The sequence below is a fragment of the Pseudomonas sp. P8_229 genome (genome assembly GCF_034008635.1).
In the GTDB taxonomy this organism is placed as follows: domain Bacteria; phylum Pseudomonadota; class Gammaproteobacteria; order Pseudomonadales; family Pseudomonadaceae; genus Aquipseudomonas.
On sequence record NZ_CP125378.1, the window covers coordinates 5,340,840 to 5,366,656 of the forward strand.

22 protein-coding genes and 1 pseudogene are annotated in these 25,817 nt (G+C 59.8%); 8 read left to right on the forward strand and 15 right to left on the reverse strand.

The window, feature by feature from the left end:
• The first annotated feature begins 7 nt into the window (after positions 1-7).
• Together QMK55_RS23995 and QMK55_RS24000 are read left to right on the forward strand one after the other, a co-directional pair.
• Positions 8-280: a DUF2160 domain-containing protein gene (locus QMK55_RS23995; RefSeq protein WP_102357790.1), complete on the forward strand. Its 273-nt coding sequence runs from the start codon at positions 8-10 to the stop codon at positions 278-280.
• Between the two features lie 47 nt (positions 281-327).
• Complete coding sequence (locus QMK55_RS24000) at positions 328-2,070, forward strand: ABC transporter substrate-binding protein (RefSeq protein WP_320330088.1); 1,743 nt, start codon at positions 328-330, stop codon at positions 2,068-2,070.
• A gap of 234 nt (positions 2,071-2,304) precedes the next feature.
• On the opposite strand, the gene QMK55_RS24005 is transcribed toward QMK55_RS24000, so the two are convergent.
• From QMK55_RS24005 to QMK55_RS24020, 4 genes are all read right to left on the reverse strand, one after another.
• Entirely contained in the window at positions 2,305-2,682 is a 378-nt protein-coding gene (locus tag QMK55_RS24005) for a type II toxin-antitoxin system VapC family toxin (RefSeq protein WP_064389299.1), read from the reverse strand.
• On the reverse strand, positions 2,679-3,017 hold the full coding sequence (locus tag QMK55_RS24010; RefSeq protein ID WP_242207617.1) for a type II toxin-antitoxin system Phd/YefM family antitoxin: 339 nt from the start codon (positions 3,015-3,017) through the stop codon (positions 2,679-2,681). The genes QMK55_RS24005 and QMK55_RS24010 overlap by 4 nt, the downstream gene beginning before the upstream one ends.
• A 229-nt stretch (positions 3,018-3,246) precedes the next feature.
• Positions 3,247-4,680, reverse strand: a complete 1,434-nt coding sequence (locus tag QMK55_RS24015; RefSeq protein WP_102357793.1) for a heavy metal sensor histidine kinase — start codon at positions 4,678-4,680, stop codon at positions 3,247-3,249.
• On the reverse strand, positions 4,677-5,351 hold the full coding sequence (locus QMK55_RS24020) for a heavy metal response regulator transcription factor (RefSeq protein ID WP_102357794.1): 675 nt from the start codon (positions 5,349-5,351) through the stop codon (positions 4,677-4,679). Before QMK55_RS24020 ends, QMK55_RS24015 begins: the two co-directional genes overlap by 4 nt.
• Positions 5,352-5,762: 411 nt before the next feature.
• Between QMK55_RS24020 and QMK55_RS24025 the strand changes: the two genes are divergently transcribed.
• The 6 genes from QMK55_RS24025 to QMK55_RS24050 all read left to right on the forward strand — a co-directional run bounded on the left by QMK55_RS24025 (position 5,763) and on the right by QMK55_RS24050 (position 12,893).
• A complete protein-coding gene (locus QMK55_RS24025; RefSeq protein ID WP_320330089.1) occupies positions 5,763-7,010 on the forward strand; it encodes a TolC family protein in 1,248 nt (415 codons plus the stop codon).
• Positions 7,011-7,058: 48 nt separating this feature from the next.
• Positions 7,059-8,252, forward strand: a complete 1,194-nt coding sequence (locus tag QMK55_RS24030; RefSeq protein WP_320330090.1) for an efflux RND transporter periplasmic adaptor subunit — start codon at positions 7,059-7,061, stop codon at positions 8,250-8,252.
• Positions 8,253-8,279: 27 nt separating this feature from the next.
• Entirely contained in the window at positions 8,280-11,432 is a 3,153-nt protein-coding gene (locus QMK55_RS24035; RefSeq protein WP_320330091.1) for a CusA/CzcA family heavy metal efflux RND transporter, read from the forward strand.
• Positions 11,433-11,542: 110 nt separating this feature from the next.
• Positions 11,543-11,746 (forward strand): co-regulatory protein PtrA N-terminal domain-containing protein, encoded by a 204-nt coding sequence (locus QMK55_RS24040; RefSeq protein WP_102357800.1) that lies wholly within the window; start codon positions 11,543-11,545, stop codon positions 11,744-11,746.
• Positions 11,747-11,824: 78 nt separating this feature from the next.
• A complete protein-coding gene (locus QMK55_RS24045) occupies positions 11,825-12,157 on the forward strand; it encodes a DUF2790 domain-containing protein (RefSeq protein ID WP_102357802.1) in 333 nt (110 codons plus the stop codon).
• A gap of 355 nt (positions 12,158-12,512) precedes the next feature.
• Complete coding sequence (locus QMK55_RS24050; protein ID WP_102357803.1) at positions 12,513-12,893, forward strand: DUF6124 family protein; 381 nt, start codon at positions 12,513-12,515, stop codon at positions 12,891-12,893.
• A gap of 207 nt (positions 12,894-13,100) precedes the next feature.
• On the opposite strand, the gene QMK55_RS24055 is transcribed toward QMK55_RS24050, so the two are convergent.
• The 11 genes and pseudogenes from QMK55_RS24055 to nuoG form a co-directional block, all read right to left on the reverse strand.
• The gene (locus QMK55_RS24055; protein ID WP_320330092.1) at positions 13,101-14,426 is read right to left on the reverse strand and encodes an OprD family porin; all 1,326 of its coding nucleotides are present in this window, start codon (positions 14,424-14,426) and stop codon (positions 13,101-13,103) included.
• Between the two features lie 169 nt (positions 14,427-14,595).
• Entirely contained in the window at positions 14,596-14,910 is a 315-nt protein-coding gene (locus tag QMK55_RS24060) for a helix-turn-helix domain-containing protein (RefSeq protein ID WP_007964870.1), read from the reverse strand.
• Positions 14,900-15,251: pseudogene (locus QMK55_RS24065) on the reverse strand (toxin). Before QMK55_RS24065 ends, QMK55_RS24060 begins: the two are co-directional and overlap by 11 nt.
• Before the next feature lie 446 nt (positions 15,252-15,697).
• Positions 15,698-17,161 carry an NADH-quinone oxidoreductase subunit NuoN gene (gene nuoN, locus QMK55_RS24070; RefSeq protein ID WP_007920173.1) on the reverse strand — a complete coding sequence of 488 codons (1,464 nt, stop codon included), beginning with the start codon at positions 17,159-17,161 and terminating at the stop codon, positions 15,698-15,700.
• A gap of 7 nt (positions 17,162-17,168) precedes the next feature.
• On the reverse strand, positions 17,169-18,701 hold the full coding sequence (nuoM, locus tag QMK55_RS24075; protein ID WP_102357806.1) for an NADH-quinone oxidoreductase subunit M: 1,533 nt from the start codon (positions 18,699-18,701) through the stop codon (positions 17,169-17,171).
• A gap of 39 nt (positions 18,702-18,740) precedes the next feature.
• On the reverse strand, positions 18,741-20,594 hold the full coding sequence (nuoL, locus tag QMK55_RS24080; protein WP_102357808.1) for an NADH-quinone oxidoreductase subunit L: 1,854 nt from the start codon (positions 20,592-20,594) through the stop codon (positions 18,741-18,743).
• A complete protein-coding gene (nuoK, locus tag QMK55_RS24085) occupies positions 20,591-20,899 on the reverse strand; it encodes an NADH-quinone oxidoreductase subunit NuoK (protein ID WP_003223790.1) in 309 nt (102 codons plus the stop codon). The genes nuoL and nuoK overlap by 4 nt, the downstream gene beginning before the upstream one ends.
• A 3-nt stretch (positions 20,900-20,902) precedes the next feature.
• Positions 20,903-21,403, reverse strand: coding sequence for an NADH-quinone oxidoreductase subunit J (gene nuoJ, locus QMK55_RS24090; RefSeq protein ID WP_007951462.1), 501 nt, complete (start codon positions 21,401-21,403; stop codon positions 20,903-20,905).
• 9 nt (positions 21,404-21,412) lie between these two features.
• Positions 21,413-21,961 (reverse strand): NADH-quinone oxidoreductase subunit NuoI, encoded by a 549-nt coding sequence (gene nuoI, locus QMK55_RS24095; protein ID WP_007920177.1) that lies wholly within the window; start codon positions 21,959-21,961, stop codon positions 21,413-21,415.
• Positions 21,962-21,972: 11 nt separating this feature from the next.
• On the reverse strand, positions 21,973-22,980 hold the full coding sequence (gene nuoH / locus QMK55_RS24100; RefSeq protein WP_007964859.1) for an NADH-quinone oxidoreductase subunit NuoH: 1,008 nt from the start codon (positions 22,978-22,980) through the stop codon (positions 21,973-21,975).
• On the reverse strand, positions 22,977-25,691 hold the full coding sequence (gene nuoG, locus QMK55_RS24105; RefSeq protein WP_320330093.1) for an NADH-quinone oxidoreductase subunit NuoG: 2,715 nt from the start codon (positions 25,689-25,691) through the stop codon (positions 22,977-22,979). Before nuoG ends, nuoH begins: the two co-directional genes overlap by 4 nt.
• Between the last annotated feature and the right edge of the window lie 126 nt (positions 25,692-25,817).

The window sequence follows — 25,817 nt, forward strand, 5'->3', positions numbered from 1 at the left end:
ACGCATGATGGAATGGATGAGCTGGACCACCCCCACGGCGGGGTTCTTTATCGCCATCGGCCTGCTGCTGGTGGGCATGACCACTTGGGAATTGCGTTCGCCGAGCATCCTGCGGCGAGGTTTTCTGCCGATTGCCACCACCCGTGGCGATCGCTTGTTCATCGGTCTTCTCGGCAGCGCCTACCTGCATCTGCTGGTAATCGGCGTCACCGACTGGAGCATCTGGGTGGCGTCCGCGTTGTCCCTGGTGTGGCTGTTGGCTGTGATGCGCTGGGGCTAGTCGAGTCGCTCGGCAATCGTGCTCCGAAACTCTAACTGGAGGTCTCTATGTTCGATAAAAACAATAAGCTGCGACATAGCATTTCATTGGCAGCCATGCTGGCACTCAGCGGTTTGAGCGCATCTGCCTGGGCCGATGCCTATGAAGACGCTGCGAAAAAATGGATCGGCAGCGAATTCAAACCGTCGACCCTGACGGCCGATCAGCAGCTCGAAGAACTGAAGTGGTTCATCAAGGCCGCCGAGCCGTTTCGCGGCATGGAAATCAAAGTGGTTTCCGAGACCCTGACCACCCACGAATACGAGTCCAAGGTGCTGGCCAAGGCCTTCACCGAAATCACCGGGATCAAACTCACCCACGACCTGCTGCAAGAAGGCGACGTGGTGGAGAAAATGCAGACAGTGATGCAGTCGGACAAGAACATCTACGACGGCTGGGTCAACGACTCGGACCTGATCGGTACGCACTTTCGCTACGGCAAGACCGAATCGATCACCGACCTGATGGCCAACGAAGGCAAGAATTTCACCTCGCCGACCCTCGATATCAAGGACTTCATCGGCATCTCGTTCACCACCGCGCCGGACGGCAAGATCTATCAACTGCCTGATCAGCAGTTCGCCAACCTCTACTGGTTCCGCGCCGACTGGTTTGAGCGTACCGATCTGAAAGCCAAGTTCAAGGAAAAGTACGGCTACGAACTCGGTGTGCCGGTGAACTGGTCGGCCTATGAAGACATCGCCAAATTCTTCAGCGAAGACGTCAAGGAAATCGACGGCAAGCGCGTCTACGGGCACATGGACTACGGCAAGAAAGACCCGTCGCTCGGCTGGCGTTTCACCGATGCCTGGTTCTCCATGGCCGGTGGTGGCGACAAGGGTCTGCCCAACGGTTTGCCGGTGGACGAATGGGGTATTCGCGTCGAGGACTGCCATCCGGTCGGTTCCAGCGTGACTCGTGGCGGCGACACCAACGGCCCGGCCGCCGTGTTCGCTACGCAGAAATACGTCGACTGGCTCAAGGCTTATGCACCGCCGGAAGCGGCGGGCATGACCTTCTCCGAGTCCGGCCCGGTGCCGTCGCAGGGCAACATCGCCCAGCAGATCTTCTGGTACACCGCGTTCACCGCCGACATGACCAAACCGGGCCTGCCGGTGGTCAACGCCGACGGCACGCCGAAATGGCGCATGGCGCCATCGCCGCGCGGACCGTATTGGGAAGAGGGCATGAAGCTCGGTTATCAGGACGTGGGTTCGTGGACGTTCATGAAATCCACGCCTGAGAAACAGAAACTGGCGGCGTGGCTGTATGCGCAGTTCGTGACTTCGAAAACCGTATCGCTGAAGAAAACCATTGTGGGTCTGACGCCGATTCGCGAGTCGGACATCAACTCGCAGGCAATGACCGATCTGGCGCCGAAACTCGGTGGCCTGGTCGAGTTCTACCGCAGCCCGGCCCGCGTGCAATGGACCCCGACCGGGACTAACGTGCCGGACTATCCGCGTCTGGCGCAATTGTGGTGGAGCCACATCGCCGAAGCGGCCAGCGGCGAGAAAACCCCGCAGCAGGCGCTGGATGGCCTGGCCAAGGATCAGGACGCGATCATGACGCGCCTCGAACGCTCCAAGGCCCAGGCCACTTGCGCACCGAAGATGAACCCGGAACGCGACGCGCAGTACTGGTTCGATCAGCCGGGCGCACCGAAGCCGAAACTGGCCAACGAGAAGCCCCAGGGCGAGACTGTGAGCTACAACCAACTGCTGAAATCATGGGCGGATGCGCGCAAGTGATGGCTGATGTGTAAAAGGCGAACGGCACCGGAAGGTGCCGTTTTCTTTACTGCCTGATCTACCGCTTTCGCGAGCAGGCTCGCTCCCACAGAGGTTCGCGGCGTACACCGCATCTGTGAACGACACAAAAACCTGTAGGCCTTCGCCTGCTCGCGATAGCGGCGTGTCAGACGAAAAAGATATCGACTGACGCGCCGCCAGCATTGATGTGTGCCGGTACTGGATGTGTCTTGATCAGACCAGAACAGCCAGATCGGTGTAGCGAGCAACCAAAGCATCAGCCGTGAGCAACTTCATCGGTTCGGTCATTGCTGTGGCCACGATAATGCGGTCAAACGGATCGCGATGATGGTGCTCAAGATCCTTCACGGCGATGGCGTGCTCTGCAGTCACTGGCAGTTCGATAAAGCCACTGTCGAGACAATATTGGCGGATTTCTTCCAGATCAACATTCAGCTTGCCGAGCCCGACCTTGATCGCCATTTCCCAGAAGGTGGCGGCACTGATGTAGATTTCGGCGGCGTTCTCAATCAGTTTTCTGGCTTTGCCGGACAGTCTGGCGTCATCACTGAGCGTCCAGAGCAAAATGTGCGTGTCGAGCAGAAGCCTCATGCTTGAGTGCCCTCAAATGCATCAAGCATTTCATCGGGCAATGGTGAATCGAAATCATCGGGCAACACCAGTTTGCCTTTCATTGCGCCAATACGCTGAGCGCTGGGTTTTCCTACGGGAACGAGGCGCGCCATCGCCCGGCCATGCTTGGCAATCGTGATGACTTGGCCAGCAGCGGCATCATCGACGAGTTTGGATAAATTGTTTTTGGCTTCAGCCAGCGGAACGATGATCATCAGCTCACCCCTGTATTCTGGACAAATATAGCCAGAATATTTCAACGCTGCCAAACCATAGACTTCTTCAGCCCATTCGCAAACGATATCCCTGTTCATTTTTAGCCTCTCGTCGGTTTTCCTTCTGCCATGCCTCCACCATAGAGCTATGTACTCAAACTGGCTGTAGGACAAAACGGAGGTTGCGGCGAGAGCTTTCGGCGTTTGTGTGGGGATGGAGCAAATCGGTAAAAAATCGTACAAAAGTGTCGACTGACCCACCGCCATCGCGAGCAGGCGAAGGCCTACAGGTTTCAGTGGTGCCCACAAAACCTGAGTACCCCGCAAATCACTGTGGGAGCTTGCCTGCAAGCGAAGGGGCCATTGGCGTCACCGCAGGAAACCCAAGCCTGAATACGGTCATGGCGCCGGGCAAGCTCTTCACCTCCGCCACACCCTGATGCAGGCTCATGATCGACCGCACAATTGCCAGCCCCAGCCCGGTGCTGCCCTGCGAGCGTGAGCGGCTGCTGTCGACGCGGTAGAAGCGATCAAACAAATAAGGCAAGTGTTGCGCTTCAATCCCCACGCCGGGGTTGCTGACCAGCAGTGAAGCCTGCGTCGCGCCTTGATCGATCAACAACGTCACCGTTTTCCCGGCAGGGCAGTGCCGCAGCGCATTGGACAGCAGGTTCGAAATCGCCCGCTGAATCATCAAGCGATCCCCCAACACCGACGCACTACCGACCACATTCAAATGAATGTCCTTGTCCTGCGCCGACAACGAAAACATCTCCGCGACTTTCGCTGTTTCAACCTCAAGATCCACCGACTCAAACGGCGCCAGCGCCGACGGATGACTGACCTGTGCCAGAAACAGCATGTCCGAGACAATCCGCGCCACCCGTTCCAGCTCTTCGGTGCACGACACCAGCACGTCCTTGTACTCATCCACCGAGCGTTCGCGCGACAGCGTCACCTGCGCCTTGCCCATCAGGTTATTGATCGGCGTACGCAACTCATGCGCCAGATCATCGGAAAACTGCGACAACTGCTGCACGCCGGCATCGAGCCGATCCAGCATGAAGTTGATGCCTTGCGCCAGTTCGCTCAACTCCTGCGGCATGTTCACCACCGACAGCCGATGCTCCAGATCCCGGGTCGAGACCATCGCCGCTACCTTGCGGAACTCGCGCAGCGGTGCCAATCCGCGTTGCACCGCGCCCCAGGCGGTCAGGCCGATGAACACCAGCAGCAACGGCAAGGCAATCAGCGTCGAACGCAGATAAGCGCTGAGCAGCGCCTGATCATGCGCGTTGTCCATCGACAGCAGCACCGGCACTCTGCTGCCATCCTTGAGTCGAATCAGCTTCGACGCGGTGAGAAATTTCGCGCCTTCGGCATCGGTGCTGTCGCTGTAGGTCAACTGATCGGTCGTCGCCCGCACCGCCCGCAATTCGGCGCGCGGATCCTTCAATCCTGAGCCGGACTTGAGCAGCGGTGAACGCTGATTCGAACGGTCATAAATCGTCAGCGTCAGGTTGTCGTGGCCCATGACCTGATCGAGCAGAATATGCGGCTTGCCGCTGACTTCATTGGCATCGACGTACATCGACAGGCTGTGCTCGACCTGCGCCATCTTCTTTTGCAGACTGTCGCGGGACAGTGCATTGAGCTCATGGGTCAGGGCGAAATACGCCAGGATCGCCAGAAACACCACCAACAATGCGCCGAGCGTACTCACCGTCAAACCCAGGCGCATCGACAGGCTGGCCGGCTTCATTGCCGCGCCTCCAGCACGTAGCCGACACCGCGCAGGGTATGGATCAGCTTGTTGTCGAACGGGTCGTCGATCTTCGCCCGCAAGCGCCGGATCGAGACTTCGACCACGTTGGTGTCGCAGTCGAAATTCATGTCCCACACCAGCGAGATGATCTGCGTGCGCGTCAGTACTTCGCCGGACTGGCGCATCAGCAGGTGCAGCAGGGCGAATTCCTTGGTAGTCAGGTCGATGCGTTGCGCGCCACGAAACGCCCGATGGCGGCCCGGATCGAGTTCCAGATCGGCCACCTTCAGCACCTGCGGCACCGGGATGTTTTCGCTGCGGCGCATCAACGTGCGCACCCGCGCCAACAATTCGGGAAACTCGAACGGCTTGACCAGATAGTCGTCGGCGCCCAGATCCAGGCCACGGATCTTGTCCGCCAGACGCCCGCGCGCGGTGAGCATCATCACCCGCGTTGAGTGGGTGCGGCGCAGTTGTTCCAGCACGCCCCAGCCGTCGAGTTCCGGCAGGTTCACGTCGAGAATGACCAGGTCATATACCTGTTGTTGCGCCAGGTGCAAACCGTCGGCGCCATTCACGGCGTGATCAACGATATAACCACTTTCGGTCAAACCCTGATGCAAGTATTCGGCAGCTTTAAGCTCGTCCTCGACGACAAGGATTCGCATGATTTTTCACCACTTTCATTCAATGGATATTTAATTAGGGTGGCCGGGAAAGTTGTTGTTTTTGTAGGGGCTTCCGGACGGTTTCAGCAGTTTTATGGCGTGCACGGTAAAGGCTGAAGTGGCTACAGGGTCAACAGTTGAAGCCTTTAAAACGGCCATCTGCGACCGCCTGTCGCAGCAAGAGAGCGCGAATATCCCTGTATTGCATTTAAACAAGTGCTGTTCGGCAGATAACTATCGAGTAATTGTTTCCATGTATTTCGACGAAGCCGTTTGCACTCCGCATCTTAAGGCAAAACAACTTCCGTCAACCGTTGATAACGGATTTGTAATTTTTCAGTCACCTTGTCGATAAGTTAGAAACTCTACCGTGGCGGCATCGAAAAATCCTGAACTAAAGGAAGTCTTCCATTGCCCGGTTTAATAGAACTGACGGCGCGATCACGCCTGAAAAAAACCGCCAGCGGCCTCATATTGTTGGCCTGTACCAGCCTTGCCAGTGCCTCGACCCTGACCCTGGATCAGGCGCTGCAAAGCGCCTTCGCCGGCAACCCGGATCTGGCCGCCGCGCAGTGGGAAATCGGCATTGCCGAGGGCGATCGGCAGCAGGCTGGCCTGATCCCCAACCCCGAAGTCTCCTGGGAAGCCGAAGACACCCGACGCAACTCGCGCACCACTACGGTGATGCTCAGCCAGCCGATTGAGCTGGGCGGCAAACGCGGCGCCCGCATCGATGTCGCCAGCCGTGCGCAGGACGCGGCCGGCATCGAGCTGGAGCGCAAGCGCAATGCCTTGCGCGCCGATGTGATTCAGGCGTTCAACCGCGCGCAGACCGCGCAGCAACGCCTGCAGTTGTCGCGCCAGTCACTGCAACTGGCCGAGCACGGTTTGCGCGTTGCCCAAGGGCGAATCGAGGCGGGTAAATCATCACCGGTCGAGGGCACCCGCGCACAAGTACAGCTCTCGGAAGTGCGCCTGGAACTGAGCCGCGCCGAGCGCGATCAGGCCACCGTCTATCAACAACTGGCGCAGGTCATGGGCGCGCCGTTGCCGACCTCGACCAACGTGCAAGCCGCCACACAAAACCTCGCCAGCGTGCCGCCGCCGACCCGTTTGCTCGAGCGTCTGAACCAGACCGCCGAATTGCGTCTGGCCAAGTTGCAGATCGATCAGCGCGAAGCGTCGTTGGGCCTGGAAAAGTCCCAGCGCATCCCTGACCTCACCGTGAGCATCGGCAGCCAGTACAGCGAAACCGAGCGCGAGCGGGTCAATGTGGTCGGGCTGTCGATGCCGATTCCGCTGTTCAACCGCAATCAGGGCAACGTGCTGGCGGCGGCGCGCCGCAGCGATCAGGCGCGGGATCTGCGCAACGCCACCGAGCTGCGCTTGCGCACCGAAATCCAGACCAGCCTCGAGCAATGGCAGACCGCCAACGGCGAAGTCAAAGCCTTCAACCAGACCATCCTGCCCGCCGCGCAGAGTGCGGTGGACAGCGCCACGCGCGGCTTCGAAATGGGCAAGTTCGGCTTCCTCGACGTGCTCGACGCCCAGCGCACGCTGATCGCCGCCCGCAGCCAATACATCCAGGCCGTCAGCGAGGCGACCGACGCCCGTGTGCGCCTCGAACGGATCTTTGGCGACCTCAGCGTCCGCCCTTGAATTTCACTTTCAGACAACTGCGCGATGGCATGGCGCAGAGGAGTTTCCATGGATAAAAAACTGATGGTTGTCACGGTGGCGACGTTGGCACTGGGCATCGGCATCGGCTCGATGTGGCCGGCCACGAGCAATATCGAAGCGCACGCCGACGTGGCCTCCGAACACGCGGATCACGCCGAGGAGGGCGCTGCGGCCGACGGTGAACATGACGAAGAAGGGCACATCGAACTGAGCGCCGAGCAGATCGCGGCGGCGGGCATTCAACTGGCCGAAGCGCGGGCGCAGAGTATCAGTCTCGGCCTGTCGTTCCCCGGCGAAGTGCGCTTCGATGAGGATCGAACCGCCCACGTCGTGCCGCGCGTGCCGGGGGTGGTCGAGTCGGTGGCGGTCAACCTCGGGCAACCGGTGAAAAAGGGCCAGTTGCTGGCGGTGATCGCCAGTCAGCAAATCTCCGATCAGCGCAGCGAACAGGCTGCCGCGCAACGTCGCCTGGCCTTGGCGCGCACCACCTACGAGCGCGAGAAAAAGCTGTGGCAGGACAAGATCTCCGCCGAGCAGGATTTCCTGCAGGCGAAGCAGGCGCTGGAAGAGGCGGAAATCGCCATGAACAACGCCCGGCAGAAAATCAGCGTACTCAGCGGCAGCGTGGTCGCCACCGGCGGCAATCGCTACGAACTGCGCGCACCGTTCGACGGCGTGGTGGTGGAAAAACACCTGACGCCGGGGGAGGTGGTCGATGAGACCACCGCAGCGTTCACCCTGTCGGACTTGTCCCGCGTGTGGGTGACCTTCGGTGTTTCGCCCAAGGATCTGAACAAGGTGCAAGTGGGCAAGCCGGTCACTGTCAGCGCGCCTGAACTGAAAGCCGAAGTCACCGGCACCGTGGCTTATGTTGGCAGCTTGCTCGGCGAACAAACCCGTACCGCGACCGTTCGCGTCACCTTGGAAAACCCTCAAGGCTCATGGCGCCCCGGGCTGTTCGTCAGCGCGCTGGTCGCCACCGACAGCCGTCAGGCAAAAGTCGCCGTGCCGGAAACCGCGATCCAGACGGTCGAGGAAAAACCCACGGTGTTCGTGCGCACCGGCGACGGCTTCAAGGCGCAAACGGTGGAGCTGGGCAGCCGTGCAGCTGGTCACGTGGAAATCACTCAAGGGCTGGACGCCGGTGTGCAAGTCGCCAGCGCCGGCAGCTTCGTCCTCAAGTCGGAGCTGGGCAAGGCCTCGGCCGAGCACTCGCACTGATCCGCTACCTTCGACCGGAAGAACCTCATGTTCGAACGCCTGATCCAGTTTGCCATCGAGCAGCGCATCATCGTGCTGCTCGCCGTTCTGCTCATGGCCGGCCTCGGCATTGCCAGTTATCAAAAACTGCCAATCGACGCCGTGCCCGACATCACCAACGTCCAGGTGCAGATCAACACCGGCGCCGCCGGGTTCTCGCCGCTGGAAACCGAGCAGCGCATTACTTTTCCAATTGAAACCGCCATGGCCGGTTTGCCTGCACTGGAGCAGACCCGTTCGCTGTCGCGCTCCGGCCTGTCGCAGGTCACGGTGATCTTCAAGGACGGCACCGACCTGTTCTTCGCCCGGCAATTGGTCAACGAGCGTTTGCAGATCGCCAAGGAGCAATTGCCCGAAGGTGCGGAAGCGATGATGGGGCCGATTTCCACCGGCCTCGGCGAGATTTTCCTGTGGACTGTGGAAGCCAGAGAGGGCGCACTGAAGGATGACGGCAGCGCCTACACGCCGACCGATTTGCGGGTGATTCAGGATTGGATCATCAAGCCGCAGTTGCGCAACGTACCGGGTGTCGCCGAGATCAACACCATCGGTGGTTTTGCCAAGGAATACCAGATCGCCCCCGATCCGAAACGCCTGGCCGCGTACAAGCTCACGCTCACCGATCTGATCACTGCGCTGGAGCGCAACAACGCGAACGTCGGCGCCGGTTACATCGAACGCAGCGGTGAGCAGTTGCTGATCCGCGCACCGGGCCAGGTGGCGAGCACCGAGGACATTGCCAACATCGTCATGGCCAACGTCGACGGCACGCCGATCCGCGTGAAGAACGTCGCCACCGTCGAAATCGGCCGTGAGTTGCGCAGCGGTGCGGCCACCGAAAACGGGCGTGAAGTGGTGCTCGGCACGGTGTTCATGCTGATCGGCGAGAACAGCCGCACGGTGTCGCAAGCGGTCGCCAGCAAGCTTGAACAGATCAACAAATCCCTGCCGCAAGGCGTGATCGCCGTGCCGGTGTACGACCGCACGCACCTGGTCGACAAAGCCATCGCCACGGTGAAAAAGAATCTCGTCGAAGGCGCGATTCTGGTGATCGCGATTCTGTTCCTGTTCCTCGGCAACATCCGCGCCGCGCTGATTACTGCGATGGTGATTCCGCTGTCGATGCTGTTCACCTTCACCGGCATGTTCAGCAACAAGGTCAGTGCCAACCTGATGAGCCTGGGGGCGCTGGACTTTGGCATCATCGTCGATGGCGCTGTGGTGATCGTTGAAAACACTCTTCGTCGGTTGGCCCATGCGCAGCAGCATCACGGGCGATTGCTGACCCGTGCCGAGCGTTTCAAGGAAGTGTTTGCGGCGGCGAAAGAGGCACGGCGCCCGCTGATTTTCGGGCAGTTGATCATCATGGTGGTGTACCTGCCGATCTTCGCCCTGAGCGGCGTCGAAGGAAAAATGTTCCACCCGATGGCGTTCACTGTGGTCATCGCTTTGCTCGGTGCGATGTTGCTGTCCGTGACCTTCGTCCCGGCGGCGATTGCGCTGTTCGTCACCGGCAAGGTCAAGGAAGAAGAGGGCGCGGTGATGCGCGGTGCGCGTCGTGTGTATGCACCGGCGCTGGCCTGGGTCATGTCGCATCGCACGGTGGCTGTTGGCGCTGCGTTGGGCGTGATCGTGCTCAGCGGTGTGCTGACCAGTCGCATGGGCAGCGAGTTTGTGCCGAGCCTCAGCGAAGGCGATTTCGCCCTGCAAGCCTTGCGCGTGCCGGGCACCAGCCTGACGCAATCGGTGGACATGCAGCAACGGCTGGAAACCCTTATTCTCGCCAAAGTTCCGGAGGTTGAACGGGTGTTCGCCCGCACCGGTACTGCGCAAATCGCCTCTGACCCGATGCCGCCAAACATCTCCGACAGCTACGTGATGCTCAAACCGAAGGACCAGTGGCCGGACCCGAACAAATCCCGCGAGACCTTGATGGCCGAGCTGCAAGCTGCAGCCGCGACGCTGCCGGGCAGCAACTATGAGCTGTCGCAGCCGATCCAGTTGCGCTTCAACGAACTGATCTCAGGTGTGCGCAGCGATGTCGCGGTGAAGGTGTTCGGTGATGACATGGACGTACTTAACGCCACCGCGGCGAAAATCGCGGCGGCGATGCAGAAGGTCAACGGCGCCTCTGAAGTGAAGGTCGAGCAAACCACCGGGTTGCCGGTGCTGACCATCAACATCGATCGCGACAAGGCCGCGCGTTACGGCCTCAACGTCGGCGATGTGCAGGACACCATCGCTGTGGCAGTGGGCGGACGTCAGGCCGGGACGTTGTACGAGGGCGACCGGCGTTTCGACATGGTGGTGCGTTTGTCCGATGCCATGCGCAAGGACATCGACGGCTTGTCGGCGCTGTTGATTCCGGTACCGGCGCTGAGCGGGGCGGCGAATCAGATCGGTTTTATCGCGTTGAAGGATGTGGCCAGCCTCGATCTGGTGCTCGGGCCGAACCAGGTCAGTCGCGAAAACGGCAAGCGTCTGGTGATCGTCAGCGCCAACGTGCGTGGGCGCGATATCGGCTCGTTCGTCAGTGAAGCGGGCGCGGTGATTGAGCGTGACGTGCAGGTCCCGGCCGGTTACTGGACCAGTTGGGGAGGGCAGTTCGAGCAACTGCAATCGGCGGCCAAGCGTTTGCAGATTGTAGTGCCGGTGGCGTTGCTGCTGGTGTTCGGCTTGTTGTTCATGATGTTCAACAACCTCAAGGACGGATTGCTGGTGTTTACCGGGATTCCGTTCGCGCTGACCGGTGGGGTCATGGCGCTGTGGTTGCGGGATATTCCGTTGTCGATTTCGGCGGGCGTCGGGTTTATTGCGCTGTCGGGTGTCGCGGTGCTCAACGGTCTGGTGATGATTGCGTTCATCCGCAATTTGCGCGAGGAGGGGCGTTCGCTGGCGGACGCGATCAACGAAGGTGCGCTGACACGTCTGCGCCCGGTGCTGATGACGGCGCTGGTGGCGTCGCTGGGTTTCATACCGATGGCCTTGGCGACCGGCACGGGTGCCGAGGTGCAGCGACCATTGGCGACGGTGGTGATCGGCGGAATTCTGTCCTCCACGATCCTGACGCTGCTGATATTGCCGGCGCTCTACCAACTCGCCCATCACCGCGATGAAGAGCCAATCCCTACCAAACGGTGATCCCTACAGGTTTTGCGCCCACATTACGGATATGTAATTTCCACGCCACCGTCACGAAAGGTTCGGATTGTTACCTTGATCCCGTCAGTTACTTAAACGAGGAATCAAAGATGAAAATTGTACAGATGGGTGCTTTTGTCGTGGCCTTGGCAGTGTCTTCCCTGGCCTTGGCCGAAGGCGGTGGTGATCGTGCTTTCGACCGGATGATGACCAACAACGACCGCTCCATGGAGCTGTTCGTGGCCAAGGAAAAAGCCGCCGGCAATCCGGTGGTGGTGAATGAAAAAACTGTCGACAACAGCAAGAACCTGTAAGCGACAGCACTTGATCAAGCCCGTCATCGCGCATCGATGCTGGGCTTTTCTTTAAGCCTGGATGGGAAGGAAATGGATATGAAAATGCTCAAGTTGATCGCGTTCGCCGGTGTCATGGCGATGTCTTCTCTGGTCATGGCCGAAGGCGGCGGTGACCGCACCTTCGAGCGTGCCTTCAGCGCCAATGCCAAAGCCATGGAGCAATACGCCGCCGAACAGGGTAAAGCGGCGCCAGTGGTGAAGAACTACGAATACGGCATGAAGCTGGACGTGGTGAAAATCGTCAGCGTGGTGAAGCCGCAGCCAGGTTGCGCGGTGGTTCCGACCGCCATGACTTATGAAGATTCGCAAGGCCAGTTAAACACCCTCAAATACAGCGTGGCGGGCGTGTGCCGCAACAGCGGTGGCTGAGGACGCACACGTTGCGTATTTCGATTCGGAATGTTTAAAGTTTGTGCGGGAAGTGCTGAACCTTCCCACAATGTTTTCAGGTTGTTCGTCGGACGTCCGCTCTCTAGCCTGTGTGGGTCGCTGCCAAATCAGCGATCGGGATTGGAACCCCGCGGCTTAACTGACGCAAAACGCACCTTTCATGACGTATGCTTGTGCACTTTCATGTGTGCACTCCGTTATGGCGGCTGTGCGCGGGAGACTTCGAGTCTGTCGGGTTTTGCTCAGTTGCCCGGGTTCCAACCTGCGTACAGCTGCCACCCTTTCGCGTGGAACCGAAAGGGCCAGCTCCACCGTCAAGCTGAGTAAGAACATCATGAAAAAGCCAACACCCAATCCCCCTGAAACAGATGCTTCTGTAGGCCCCGACCCAACATCCCCCTACGCCACCATCGATACCCACAAACTCCACGAAGCCGCCGAGCGCGCCCTCGACTACTACCTCAACCCCGCACCGCAAGTCATGGCCGCGCCATACACCCCTAACGCGCTGTTTCTGGTCAATCCCGACGCTGACACCGAATCCCTGCTGGCCAACGCCTGCGAATCCCTGGCCTCGGCCACGGTGATGCTCGGCGACTTCGCCGCGTTGCTGGAGGGCACGCATCGCAAGACGCTGCTGGGGATTGCGCAGGTCGTCATGCTCGGCGAACTGGCGGTGAACAAGGCACTGGATAACGTCGAACCCACCGCATAACCCTTGTAGGAGTGAGCCTGCTCGCGGTGGCGTCGGTACAGCCAACATCTTCATCGACGGGTCCACCGCCATCGCGAGCAGGCTCACTCCTACAGTTGACCGGGCAAAGTCCGGACATAAAAAAGGCGCCCCGAAGGACGCCAAAAAATTCACCTCTGACCAAAGGAGCAAGGAGCTTCTAAAGGTGAATGGTATTGCTCGTGAAACTCAGAGAATCGCCAGCGGGTATTCGACAATCACCCGCACTTCTTCCAGATCCGACTCGAACGCCGTGGCGCGGGTGGTGGCCTGGCGCAGACGCAACGACAGGTCCTTCATCGAACCGCTTTGCACCACGTACTTGACCTCGACATCGCGCTCCCAACGTTTTTGGTCGGTCAGCGGATTGCCTTCGGCATCGCGGCGCATGTACACGGCGTTGGCGTTGGAATAGTCGGCGTCAGTGCCGCGCGCGTAACGGGTCATGAACGACAGCCCGGGTACGCCATAGGTGCTCATGTCGAGGTCATAACGCACCATCCACGAACGTTCTTTCGGCGAGTTGAAGTCGCTGTACTGGATCGAGTTGTCGAGGAAGATCGAGTCCGACTGGCGCAGGTAATCGAAGTCGTCGTTACCGTTGTTGCGCTGGTGGGAGAGGGCGACGGAGTGGGCGCCGAGTTTGACACCGACGCGGCCGCTCCAGATGTTGTTGTCGAACTGGCCGAGCAGTTGCTTGCCTTCGTCGACGGCCTTGTAATAGTTCAGACCACCGAACAGCGACAGGTCATCGGACAGCGGATAGGTCCAGGCGGTGGCGGCGTAGTACTGATTCCAGGCATCCTTGAGGCGGCTGGAATACAGGCTGACACTAAGGTTCTTGTTCAGCGCATAGTCACCACCGCCGTAAGCGATCCACGGCGAATTGACCGGCCCTGCGTAGAACGTAACGAAGTTCTCGCGCATGTCGCTGGACACCGGTTGGCTCATCGCATGCAGGCGTCCGCCCTGAATCGACAGGCCTTCGATGCTGGTGTTGGTCGCCGTTACCCCGCGAAAACTTTCCGGCAGCAGGCGCGAGTCACCGGCCGCCACCATCGGGTTGACCGGGAACACATCACCGACCCTGACCACCGTATCGAACGCCCGCACTTTCGCGGCGCCACCGACCTTGGTGTATTCATCCCGCGCCTGACCGTCGCTGTTGACCGGCAACACATCAAACGAACTGCGGCCACCGTTGCGTCCGTCACCGGTATCAAGTTTCAGCCCGATCATCGCAAACGCATCGACACCCACCCCGACGGTGCCTTGGGTGAAACCGGATTCGAACTGGCTGATTACCGCATGGGCCCAGGCTTCGGAATAGCTGTTGCCGGTAGGGCTGGACTGGCCGTTGCGGTGATCACGATTGAAGTAGAAGCTGCGGTTGAGCACTGTCAGGCTGCTGCCTTCGACAAAGCCCTCGGGCTTGTCTTCGGCAAACACCATGGACGGCCCGGAGCCAACCACCATCGCTAAAGCGGCCATCGGCATTTTTTTATGGTTAACCATCAAATACTCCTTGGGATCGGCAGAGCGGGAACGTGCTTCGGCGTAGGTTTTATTGTTCGGCGGGGCGGGCCCGCCGGCATTGGTCGCCGGGTGACATCGTTACAAGCTGCGGATAACGCCAAGGTGATGGGGGAATTACAATTTCGTCATGCGGATGCAATGAAAACGGTCAGGTCAGGGCTGCGAGCTGTTCGATCGTTTGGGGGAAACGCTCGACCAGACGGATCAGCGTTGTGGCCTGAGCATTGGGCGTTGCTCGTCCTTGCTCCCAGTTTTCCAGCGTTCGCGTGTTGGTGCGTAGATACATCGCGAAAACTGACCGGGAAAGATTAAGTTGCTGACGGATGGCTACGACTTCCTCCGCAGTGATCGGCATCAGTTTTGGCAACTGAACCTTGTGGGTACGCAAGGTGATTTTGCCTTGGCGTTCATCGGCCAGTGCTTCCAGTCCATCCATCAATTCGGAAAAAATGTCACGTTTCATAGTGTGGTTCTCGCGTTGAGTTCTCTATCCAGTGTTTTTCTGAAAAGTTTTTTCTGGGCAGGCGTCAAATCGTCCTGCTCGTTTTTGTTGTAGACGGTAAAGAGCCAGAACTGATCAAAGCCTGACCACCAGTAATAAATCACTCGTAATCCGCTGCGCTTGCCTTTCCCTCTTCGTTGGTCGCTAAAGCGAATTTTACGAAGCCCGCCTGTGTCCTCGATGAGATCGCCTGCTTCCGGATTTTTCAGCAACTCCAGTTGAAAGCTGCGAAACAGTTCGTCATCCAGATAGTCGTCCCGGTGCTTCTGAAACACAGGCAATTCGATAAATAGAGCATCCATGTTCTGTACGCTACCTACGTATAGTGTTGTCTCGATAATCGAATCGGTCAAGGCCTCCTGGCCTTGCTTTTCGTCCCTTTTTCAACGGTAGACGCCGGTCGTAAAAACACCTGTAGGACGAATCGGCGAGTGTGGTGAGAACGTTCGATTGATAGGGAGGAGACTTCGCAACTGACGTGCCGGAACAATCCTGCAGCAGCGTCCGAATAGCGATAGCGGCGGGGTGTCAGGGTATGAAGAGGCTGAATGTGCCGACGCCTTCGCGAGCAGGCCCGCTCCCACAGTGGTCCAGGGTGGGTACAGACTTTGCGAACACCATCGAAACCGGTGGGAGCCGGGCTTGCCCGCGATGAGGCCAGCGCAAGCGCTCGAGATATTGAATCCTGCAAAAACAAAAACGGCACCCGAAGTGCCGTTTTCATTTGTTGCCAGTGCTAGCGGAGCAATCAGCCCGCCAGACCCGCCTGCTGAACCAGGGTCAGCAATGGCTGCGGGTACACACCCAGGAAGAATGCGACCAGGGCGATGGCCAGCAGCATCACGCCGCCTGCCTTCTGTTCCCAGTGCAACTGGGCGTCGTGGCGACGCAGGTTTGGCTCGATCAGGTACAGGGTGACCATCACGCGCAGGTAGTAGAACACGCCGATGGCGCTGCCCAGAACCAGCGAACCGACCAGCCACCATTGGTGCGATTCAACACCGGTGGCGATGATGTAGAACTTGCCGATGAAGCCAGCAGTCAGCGGGATACCGGCCAGGGACAGCATCATTACGGTCAGTACGGCGGTCAGGTACGGACGGCGCCAGAACAGGCCGCGATACTCGTACAGGGCATCCGCGTCACGGCCGTTGTATGGCGAGGACATCAGAGTGATCACGCCGAACGCGCCGAGGCTGGTGATCACATAAGTCACCAGGTACACGCCGATGGCTTCCACCGCCAGACCCTTGCTCGCCACCAGGGCGATCAGCAGGTAGCCGAAGTGCGCGATGGACGAGTAACCGAGCAGACGCTTGAGGTTGCTCTGGGTCAGGGCCAGCAGGTTACCGAACAGGATCGAGGCGATGGCGATCACGGTCAGCACGTCGCTCAGTACACCGCTGCTGGCAGCAGGAGAGATCTGGAACAGGCGCACCATCACCGCAAACACCGCAACCTTCGACGCCGTGGCGAGGAACGCGGCGACCGGTGCCGGAGCACCTTCGTACACGTCCGGCGTCCACAGGTGGAACGGTACCAGCGACAGCTTGAACGCCAGACCGATCAGCATCATGCCCAGGCCCAGTTGTGCCAGCGAGCTAGGCAGGCCAGTTGCAGCCAGCGCCTGACCGATACCGACAAAGCTCAGCGAACCCGAGTCGGCGTACAGCAGCGCCATACCGAACAACAGAAACGCGGAACCGGCGGCCGACAGCACCATGTACTTGATGCCGGCTTCCAGCGAACGCTTGTTGAAGAAGGCGTAAGCCACCAGACCGTAAACCGGTACCGACAGCAGTTCCAGACCGATGAACAAACCGGCCAGGTGCTGCGCGCTGACCAGAACCAGACCACCGGCGGCGGCCATCAGGATCAGCAGGTACAGTTCTTCACGGTTGCCCGGGTAACCCGAACCGCCATCGCCCAGATAGGCGTGAGCGAGGGTGACGCAGGCGAGGGTGGCGACCAGGATCAGCGCCATGTACAGGCAGGCGAAGGTGTCGATTTGCAGCAATGGAGTCACGGCCAGAGGCGCGACTTTCAGGGCCGGCAGGATCGACAGCAAGGCCAGGTTCAGACCGGCGACCGAGATCAGGAAGGTCTGCGAGTGGTTGCGGCGCCAGGCGATTGCCAGCATCACCACGATAATGGTGAGGCTGGTGATCAACAGTGGCGCAAGCGCAATAAAGTGTTGAATCGTGAATTCCATAGCGCTCTTACCGGGCCGAAGCGAGTTGAGTGAAGGCGGTGCCGAGCCACTGCTGCACGCCATGCATCGTGGCGGCGGAAGTGTCGAGGAACGGCTGCGGGTAGACGCCGAGGTAAATCAGCAACGCCGCAAGGCCCAGCACCATGATCAGTTCGCGACCGTCCATGCCGTGCAGGATCGAGTCCGATTTGGCCGGACCGAAGTAGGCACGGTGGATCATGATCAGCGAGTAGACCGAACCGAACACCAGACCGGAGGTGGCAATCGCCGTGATCCATGGAGCACTGGCGAAGGTACCGATCAGGATCAGGAACTCGCCGACAAAGTTACCGGTACCCGGCAGACCCAAGGACGCGGCTGCAAAGAACAGGCTGATCGCCGGCAGGTAAGCGATGCGCGACCACAGTCCGCCCATCTCACGCATGTCACGGGTGTGCAGACGCTCGTACAACTGACCGCTGAGGATAAACAGTGCCGCTGCCGACAGACCGTGCGCCAGCATCTGGATCACTGCACCTTGCAGCGCCAGTTGGCTGCCGGAGTAGATGCCGATCAACACGAAGCCCATGTGGGAAACGGAAGAGAAGGCGATCAGACGCTTGATGTCGGTTTGTGCGAAAGCGAGGAACGCACCGTAGAAGATCCCGACCAGACCGAGGGTCATGGCGATCGGCGCGAACTCGGCCGAAGCATTCGGGAACAGCGGCAGAGCGAAGCGCAGCAGACCGTAAGCAGCGGTTTTCAGCAAGATACCGGCGAGGTCGACAGAACCTGCAGTCGGTGCCTGGGCGTGCGCATCAGGCAACCAGGAGTGGAACGGTACAACTGGCAGCTTGACCGCGAAGGCGATGAAGAAGCCGAGCATCAGAATGTACTCGGTGGTCATCGACATCTTGGTTTTCAACAGGTCGGCGTAGTTGAAGGTAATCACGCCGGTGTTGTTGAAGTTGACCAGCACCAGACCAAGGATCGCCACCAGCATGATCAGGCCGGAAGCCTGAGTGAAGATGAAGAACTTGGTTGCTGCGTAGATCCGGGTTTTCTTGCCGTCCGAAGAACTGTGACCCCAGAGCGCGATGAGGAAGTACATCGGCACCAGCATCATTTCCCAGAAGAAGAAGAACATGAACAGGTCGAGGGCGAGGAACACGCCGACAACGCCGCCCAGGATCCACATCAGGTTCAGGTGGAAGAAGCCAACGTGACGTTGAATCTCTTTCCACGAGCAGAGGACCGAGAGGATACCCAGCAGACCGGTCAGCAGGATCATCAACAGCGACAGGCCGTCGAGGGCCAGGTGCACGTTGATGCCGAAGCGCTGGATCCAGACATGCTTGAACTCAAGCGCCCAGGTCGGATCGGCGCCAGGCGCCGGAGCAAATGAATAGTCACCGTGGGCCCACAGCCAGAGGCCGAGGGCGAGTTCCAGGGTCATGGTCAACAGCGCAATCCAGCGGGGGAGGGTAGCGCCGAAGCGCTCACCCATCCAGCACAGCAGGCCGCCGATGAAGGGGATCAGGATTAGCCAAGGCAGAATCATGACGGGCTCGTTTCCTTTCGCAAATTCGCAAGGTTCATATCAGACCGCTACCAGCACGATGGCGCCAATAACCAGCACGGCACCAGCAGCCATCGAAGCAGCGTACCAACGCAGTTGACCGGTCTCGGTGCGGCTCAGGGCAGTGTGACCACCCTTGGCCATACGCGGGATCAGACCGATGGTCTGGTCGAGCGGGTCTCTGCGCAGCATGTGGCTGATCGCAAGGTACGGCTTGACGAACAGTTTGTCGTAGATCCAGTCGAAGCCCCAGGCAGCGAACCACCAGGCCGAAAGGAAACGGCCGATGCCGCTGTTGGCGATTGCCGTTACAAAGCGACGCTTGCCGAGGAACAGCAAGGCCGCCAGCAGGATACCGGCCAGGGCGATGGCGCCCGAAGCGAGTTCCAGACTGTGCTTGGCTTCGCCGCCGGCATGCCCAACGCTTTCCGGCAGTACGCCGTGCAGCGGTGGAACGATCATCGCGCCGATGAAGGTCGACAGCACGATCAGCACCGACAGAGGCAGCCAGTGAGCGATGCCGTGACCAGCGTGAGCTTCGGTCTTGGCTTCACCGTGGAAGGTGATGAAGATCAGGCGGAAGGTGTACAGCGAAGTCATGAACGCGCCGACCAGACCTGCGTAGAGCAGACCGTGGTTACCGCTGGCGAACGCTTCCCAAAGGATTTCGTCCTTGGAGTAGAAGCCTGCGGTGACCAGTGGCAGAGCGGCCAGCGCAGCACCACCGACGATGAAACTGGCGTAGGCCAGTGGCAGTTTTTTCCACAGACCGCCCATCTTGAAGATGTTCTGCTCGTGGTGGCAGGCAACGATCACCGCACCGGAAGCAAGGAACAACAGGGCCTTGAAGAAGGCGTGGGTCATCAGGTGGAAAATCGCGCCATCCCATGCGCCAACGCCCAGCGCCAGGAACATGTAGCCGATCTGGCTCATGGTCGAGTAGGCGAGGATACGTTTGATGTCGGTTTGTACCAGAGCGGCGAAACCAGCCAGTACCAGGGTCACACCACCCACGATGCCGACCAGGTGCAGGATTTCCGGCGCCAGGGTGAACAGACCGTGGGTACGGGCGATCAGGTAGACACCGGCAGTCACCATCGTTGCGGCGTGGATCAGTGCCGACACCGGGGTCGGGCCGGCCATTGCGTCCGCGAGCCAGGTTTGCAGCGGCAGTTGCGCCGATTTACCAACCGCACCACCCAGCAGCATCAGAGTCGCCAGGGTGATCCAGAAGTCGCCGACCTGGAATTTCTGCGGTGCCAGCACCAGCAGTTCCTGGATGTTCAGCGTGCCCACTTGCTGGAACAGGATGAACAGGCCGATGGCCATGAACACGTCGCCGATCCGGGTCACGATGAAGGCCTTGAGTGCGGCGTTACCGTTGTTGCGGTTGCTGTAGTAGAAACCGATCAACAGGTACGAGCACAGGCCCACGCCTTCCCAGCCGAAGTACAGGAACAACAGGTTATCGCCGAGCACCAGGAACAGCATGCTGGCGATAAACAGGTTGGTGTACGCGAAGAAGCGCGAGTAACCCGCTTCGCCGCGCATGTACCAGGACGCGAACAGGTGGATCAGGAAACCTACGCCAACCACCACGCCGAGCATGGTGACCGACAGGCCGTCGACGTAGAGGGCGAAGTCAGGCTTGAAGCCTTCCACCGCCATCCACTGCCAAAGTACCAGGGTGTAGTGACCGCCTTCGGGAGGTGCGACGTTGAATTGCCAGATGACGTAGGCGGCGACAATCGCCGACAAGCCAATGGAACCCACGCCGATCAGCGCCGAGAGGTTTTCCGACCAGCGTCCACGGGAGAACGACAGCAGCAGGAAACCGATCAGAGGGAATACGAAAGTCAGAAAGATCAGGTTCATCCGCGCATCTCACTGGCAGCGTCGATATCGAGCGTGTGGAAGCGGCGATACAGTTGCAGCAGGATCGCCAGGCCGATACTGGCCTCGGCGGCTGCAAGGCTGATCACCAGGATGAACATGATCTGTCCATCCGGCTGGCCCCAACGGGCGCCAGCAACAATGAACGCCAGTGCAGAGGCGTTCATCATCACTTCCAGACTCATCAACACGAACAAAATGTTGCGGCGGACCATCAGGCCGACCAGACCAAGGCAGAACAGGATGCCGGCAACGGCCAATCCATGCTCGAGAGGGATAGCAGGCATGTCTTACTCCTTCGCCTCGTTACGGCCCAAATGGAACGCCGTGACGGCTGCAGCAAGCAGCAGCATCGAGGCGAGTTCGACCACCAGCAGGTACGGACCGAACAGGCTGATGCCCACGGCTTTCGCGTCTACGGTGGTGTGGCCGATGGCCTGACCGCTCTGGTGAGCGAACAGCACATACAGCAGTTCGGCCAGCAGCAGGGCGGCGAGAATCACCGGCCCCGCCCAGATACCGGGCTTGAGCCAGGTGCGTTCCTGCTGAACCGAGGCCGGGCCCAGGTTCAGCATCATCACCACGAACACGAACAGCACCATGATGGCGCCGGCGTAGGCGATCACTTCCAGCACGCCGGCGAACGGTGCGCCGAGTGCGAAGAAGGTCATGGCCACGGCAATCAACGAGATGATCAGGTAGAGCAGGGCGTGCACAGGGTTGGTGTTGGTGACCACGCGAAGCGTGGACACAACCGCGATACCCGATGCGAAATAGAAAGCGAATTCCATCGTTCTTCCTTAAGGCAGCAAGCTCTTCACGTTGATCGGTTCGGCTTCGTTCTGCGCAGAGCCTTTCGGCTTGCCAGCGATTGCCATACCTGCAACACGATAGAAGTTGTAATCAGGGTTTTTGCCGGGGCCGGAGATCAAAAGATCTTCTTTCTCGTACACCAGGTCCTGACGTTTGAACTCGGCCATCTCGAAATCCGGGGTCAGCTGGATTGCGGTGGTCGGACAGGCTTCCTCGCAGAGACCGCAGAAAATGCAGCGCGAGAAGTTGATACGGAAGAAGTCCGGGTACCAGCGACCGTCTTCGGTTTCAGCTTTCTGCAGCGAGATGCAACCGACCGGGCAAGCCACGGCGCACAGGTTGCAGGCTACGCAACGCTCTTCGCCATCGGGGTCGCGGGTCAGGACGATGCGACCACGGTAGCGTGGTGGCAGGTAGACCGCTTCTTCCGGGTATTGCAGGGTGTCGCGCTTGCGAAAGCCATGGCCGAAGACCATGACCAGGCTGCGCAACTGGGTACCGGTACCCTTAACGATGTCGCCAATATATTTGAACATGGGTCAAATCCTCACTGAACCGCAACCGCAGGTGTGTTCCACAACACAACCGCAGCGGTTATCAGCAAATTGATCAGGGTCAGTGGCAGGCAGAATTTCCAGCTGAAGTCCATCACCTGGTCATAACGCGGACGCGGGATGGAGGCGCGCAGCAGGATGAACAGCATGATGAAGAACGCGGTCTTCAGTGCGAACCAGACGAAGGACAGTTGCGGCAGGATGCCGAACGGACCGTGCCAGCCACCGAAGAACAGGGTGACCAGCAGCGCCGAGATCAGGATGATGCCGATGTATTCACCGACGAAGAACATGCCCCATTTCATACCGGCGTATTCAATGTGGTAACCGTCGGCCAGTTCCTGTTCCGCTTCCGGCTGGTCGAACGGGTGACGGTGAGTCACGGCGACGCCAGCGATGAAGAAGGTACAGAAGCCGAAGAACTGCGGAATGATGAACCACAGGTTCTGCGCCTGGTATTCGACGATGTCGCGCATGTTGAACGAGCCGACCTGCACCACGATGCCCATCAGGGCCAGGCCCATGAACACTTCGTAGGACACGGTCTGCGCCGAGGCACGCAAGCTGCCGAGCAGGGCGAACTTGTTGTTACTCGACCAGCCGGCGAACAGCACCGCGTAGACCGAGAGACCCGCCATGGCGAAGAAGAACAGCAGGCCGATGTTCAGATCCGCCACGCCCCAGGTCGGGGTGATCGGGATGATCGCGAAGGCGATCAGCAGGGCCGACATGGCCACCACCGGTGCCAGGGTGAAGATCACCTTGTCGGCAAACGGTGGGGTCCAGTCTTCCTTGAAGAACATCTTCAGCATGTCGGCAGCGATCTGGAACATGCCGAACGGGCCAACGCGGTTCGGACCGTAACGGTCCTGCCACCAGCCCAGCAGGCGACGTTCGACAAAGCTGAGCAACGCGCCTGCGACCACAACGGCCAGCAGAATCACGATGGCTTTGATGACCGTCAGGATCACGTCGATCACTTCAGGGGTGAACCAGGTCATTGCGCTGCCTCCTGCAGACCGTCGACGGACACGCCGGCGAATGCCGGTGGAATGCCGGCGATGCCCGCAGGCAAGGCCACCAGACCAGCGCCCAGTTCTTCATTGATGCGCAGCGGCAGACGCAGGGTCTGGCCGGCCACGTTCAGGCTCAGCAAAGCACCGTCGTTGACGCCCAGGCGATCCGCTTCGGATTTCGCCAGAGCCACGTACGGAGCTGGAATGCGCTCTTGAACCGGTGCGGCTTTCGAAGAGTTCTCGTCGCTGCCGAACAGGTGGTAGAACGGCACGGCTTGCCAGGTGCCCGGCGCCGGGTTGAATGCGCGCGGTGCTGCAGCGAACCAGTTCAGTGAATCACCGGTGCTTTCGATCAGGCGGGTGCCCGGGTCGCCTGCACGGATGTGACCACCGACTTCGTCCTGGAACTTGTTCCACGCTTGCGGCGAGTTCCAGCCCGGAGACCAGGCAAACGGAACCTGCTGACGCGGTTCGGTAGAGCCCGAGTAACCTTCCATGGAGAAGGCGAACGCGGTGTCTTTGTCTTGCGGGGTGCGCGGTTCGTGAACGCTGATGTCGGCGCGCATCGCGGTGCGACCGGAATAACGCAGCGGCTCACGCGCCAGTTTCAGACCCTTGATGCGGAACGCCGCCGATGGTGCAGCGTCGACGATGCGCGCCAGTTGCTCGGTGCTCGAAGCAACGGCAGCAGTCACGTGGTCGAGTTGCGTCCAGTCGATCGGCTGGTTCAGCAGGGTCGCGCGCAGGGCGTGCAGCCAGCGCCAGCCTTCGTGCACCAGGATGCTCGCGTCCATGTATTGCGGGTCGAAAACCTGGAAGAAGCGCTGGGCGCGACCTTCCTGGCTGACCAGCGTACCGTCGCCTTCAGCGAAGCTCGCCGCTGGCAGCACCAGGTGCGCGCGATCGCTAGTGGCGGTCTTCTGGTGGTCAGCAACGATCACCACTTTCGCAGCGTTCAGCGCCGCATCGACCTTGGCTTTCGAGGTGCGGGTGTACAGATCGTTTTCCAGCACGACGATGGCGTCGGCCTTGCCGTCGATCACGGCTTGCAGCGCCGCGTCGACCGATTCGCCACCGAGCATGGCCAGACCGAGGCTGTTGGCTTCCGGCACGATCAGGCTGATCGAACCGTTTTTCTCGCGCAGCTTCAGCGCCTTGGCGATGTTTGCAGCAGCCTCAATGAGCGCTTTGGAGCCCAGCGAAGTACCGGCGATGATCAGCGGGCGCTTGGCCGCGAGCAGGGCGTCGGCGATGTGCTTGGCCAGTTCCAGAGCTTCAGCGTCCAGACCTTCAACGGCAGGCGCGCTGGCATCCAGAGCGTGAGCCACGGCGAAACCGATGCGCGCCAGGTCGTCCGGAGCTGCGTGTACGCATTCTTCGGCGATGTCGTCGAGCTTGGTTTCCGCCAGGCTGGCGATGAACAGCGGGTTCAGCGCGTGCTGACCGATGTTCTTCACCGCAGCATCCAGCCAAGGCTGAACGCGCATGGCTTCGGCCATGTCTTCGGCTTTGCCCTTGACCGACTGACGCAGGGACAGAGCCATACGCGCAGCAGTCTGAGTCAGGTCTTCACCGAGGACGAACACAGCGTCGTGGTCTTCGATGTCGCGCATGTTCGGCACAGGCAGCGGGCTGTCCTTGAGCACTTGCAGGACCAGACGGATGCGTTCCAGTTCGGACGCTTCAATGCCAGAGTAGAAGTGCTCGGCGCCGACCAGTTCGCGCAACGCGTAGTTGCTTTCGAGGCTGGCGCGCGGCGAACCGATACCGACGATGTTGCGGCCGCGCAGCAAGTCAGCGGCTTTATCCAGTGCAGCGTCGAGGCCCAGCTTGGTGCCATCGGCCAGCAGCGGCTGACGTGGACGGTCGGTGCGGTTGACGTAGCCATAACCGAAACGGCCACGGTCGCACAGGAAGTACTGGTTCACCGAACCGTTGAAACGGTTTTCGATGCGACGCAGTTCGCCGTAACGCTCGCCCGGGGAGATGTTGCAACCGCTGGAGCAGCCATGGCAGATGCTCGGCGAGAACTGCATGTCCCACTTGCGGTTGTAGCGCTCGGAGTGAGTCTTGTCGGTGAACACACCGGTCGGGCAGACCTCGGTGAGGTTGCCGGAGAACTCGCTTTCGAGGGTGCCGTCTTCAACACGACCGAAGTACACGTTGTCGTGGGCGCCGAATACACCGAGGTCGGTGCCGCCAGCGTAATCCTTGTAGAAACGCACGCAGCGGTAGCAGGCGATGCAGCGGTTCATTTCATGAGAAATGAACGGGCCCAGTTGCTGGTTCTGGTGGGTGCGTTTGGTGAAGCGATAACGGCGCTCGTTGTGGCCGGTCATCACGGTCATGTCTTGCAGGTGGCAGTGACCGCCTTCTTCGCACACAGGGCAGTCGTGCGGGTGGTTGGTCATCAGCCATTCGACAACACTGGCGCGGAACGCCTTGGATTCTTCATCGTCGATGGAGATCCAGGTGTTGTCGGTGGCCGGGGTCATGCAGGACATGACGATGCGACCACGGGTGTCGTTCTCGTCGGTGTACTGCTTGACCGCGCACTGGCGGCAAGCCCCGACGCTACCAAGCGCGGGGTGCCAGCAGAAATAAGGGATGTCGAGGCCCAGCGACAGACATGCCTGTAACAGGTTGTCTGCCCCGTCGACTTCGAGCGCTTTGCCGTCTACGTGGATAGTGGCCATGGTTCAAAGGTCTTCGTTGGCCCGGTGTCAGCGGGCGTGGCTAATGGAATCTTGTTATCCGTCCGAATCCAGTCAGCCCCGAAAGGCGTCATCGGACGAAAGGCGAAGGGCACGGACCCTTCGCCT

Coding starts and splice junctions, on each gene's coding strand:
- nuoN (WP_007920173.1), bottom strand. CDS start 17,161: ATGGAATTCACGATTCAACACTTTATTGCGCTTGCGCCACTGTTGATC.
- QMK55_RS24015 (WP_102357793.1), bottom strand. CDS start 4,680: ATGAAGCCGGCCAGCCTGTCGATGCGCCTGGGTTTGACGGTGAGTACG.
- QMK55_RS24060 (WP_007964870.1), bottom strand. CDS start 14,910: ATGAAACGTGACATTTTTTCCGAATTGATGGATGGACTGGAAGCACTG.
- QMK55_RS24040 (WP_102357800.1), top strand. CDS start 11,543: ATGAAAATTGTACAGATGGGTGCTTTTGTCGTGGCCTTGGCAGTGTCT.
- nuoL (WP_102357808.1), bottom strand. CDS start 20,594: ATGAACCTGATCTTTCTGACTTTCGTATTCCCTCTGATCGGTTTCCTG.
- nuoI (WP_007920177.1), bottom strand. CDS start 21,961: ATGTTCAAATATATTGGCGACATCGTTAAGGGTACCGGTACCCAGTTG.
- QMK55_RS24005 (WP_064389299.1), bottom strand. CDS start 2,682: ATGAGGCTTCTGCTCGACACGCACATTTTGCTCTGGACGCTCAGTGAT.
- QMK55_RS24010 (WP_242207617.1), bottom strand. CDS start 3,017: ATGAACAGGGATATCGTTTGCGAATGGGCTGAAGAAGTCTATGGTTTG.
- QMK55_RS24000 (WP_320330088.1), top strand. CDS start 328: ATGTTCGATAAAAACAATAAGCTGCGACATAGCATTTCATTGGCAGCC.
- QMK55_RS24020 (WP_102357794.1), bottom strand. CDS start 5,351: ATGCGAATCCTTGTCGTCGAGGACGAGCTTAAAGCTGCCGAATACTTG.
- QMK55_RS24030 (WP_320330090.1), top strand. CDS start 7,059: ATGGATAAAAAACTGATGGTTGTCACGGTGGCGACGTTGGCACTGGGC.
- nuoG (WP_320330093.1), bottom strand. CDS start 25,691: ATGGCCACTATCCACGTAGACGGCAAAGCGCTCGAAGTCGACGGGGCA.
- nuoH (WP_007964859.1), bottom strand. CDS start 22,980: ATGACCTGGTTCACCCCTGAAGTGATCGACGTGATCCTGACGGTCATC.
- nuoM (WP_102357806.1), bottom strand. CDS start 18,701: ATGATTCTGCCTTGGCTAATCCTGATCCCCTTCATCGGCGGCCTGCTG.
- QMK55_RS24045 (WP_102357802.1), top strand. CDS start 11,825: ATGAAAATGCTCAAGTTGATCGCGTTCGCCGGTGTCATGGCGATGTCT.
- nuoJ (WP_007951462.1), bottom strand. CDS start 21,403: ATGGAATTCGCTTTCTATTTCGCATCGGGTATCGCGGTTGTGTCCACG.
- QMK55_RS24050 (WP_102357803.1), top strand. CDS start 12,513: ATGAAAAAGCCAACACCCAATCCCCCTGAAACAGATGCTTCTGTAGGC.
- QMK55_RS23995 (WP_102357790.1), top strand. CDS start 8: ATGGAATGGATGAGCTGGACCACCCCCACGGCGGGGTTCTTTATCGCC.
- QMK55_RS24035 (WP_320330091.1), top strand. CDS start 8,280: ATGTTCGAACGCCTGATCCAGTTTGCCATCGAGCAGCGCATCATCGTG.
- nuoK (WP_003223790.1), bottom strand. CDS start 20,899: ATGCCTGCTATCCCTCTCGAGCATGGATTGGCCGTTGCCGGCATCCTG.
- QMK55_RS24055 (WP_320330092.1), bottom strand. CDS start 14,426: ATGGTTAACCATAAAAAAATGCCGATGGCCGCTTTAGCGATGGTGGTT.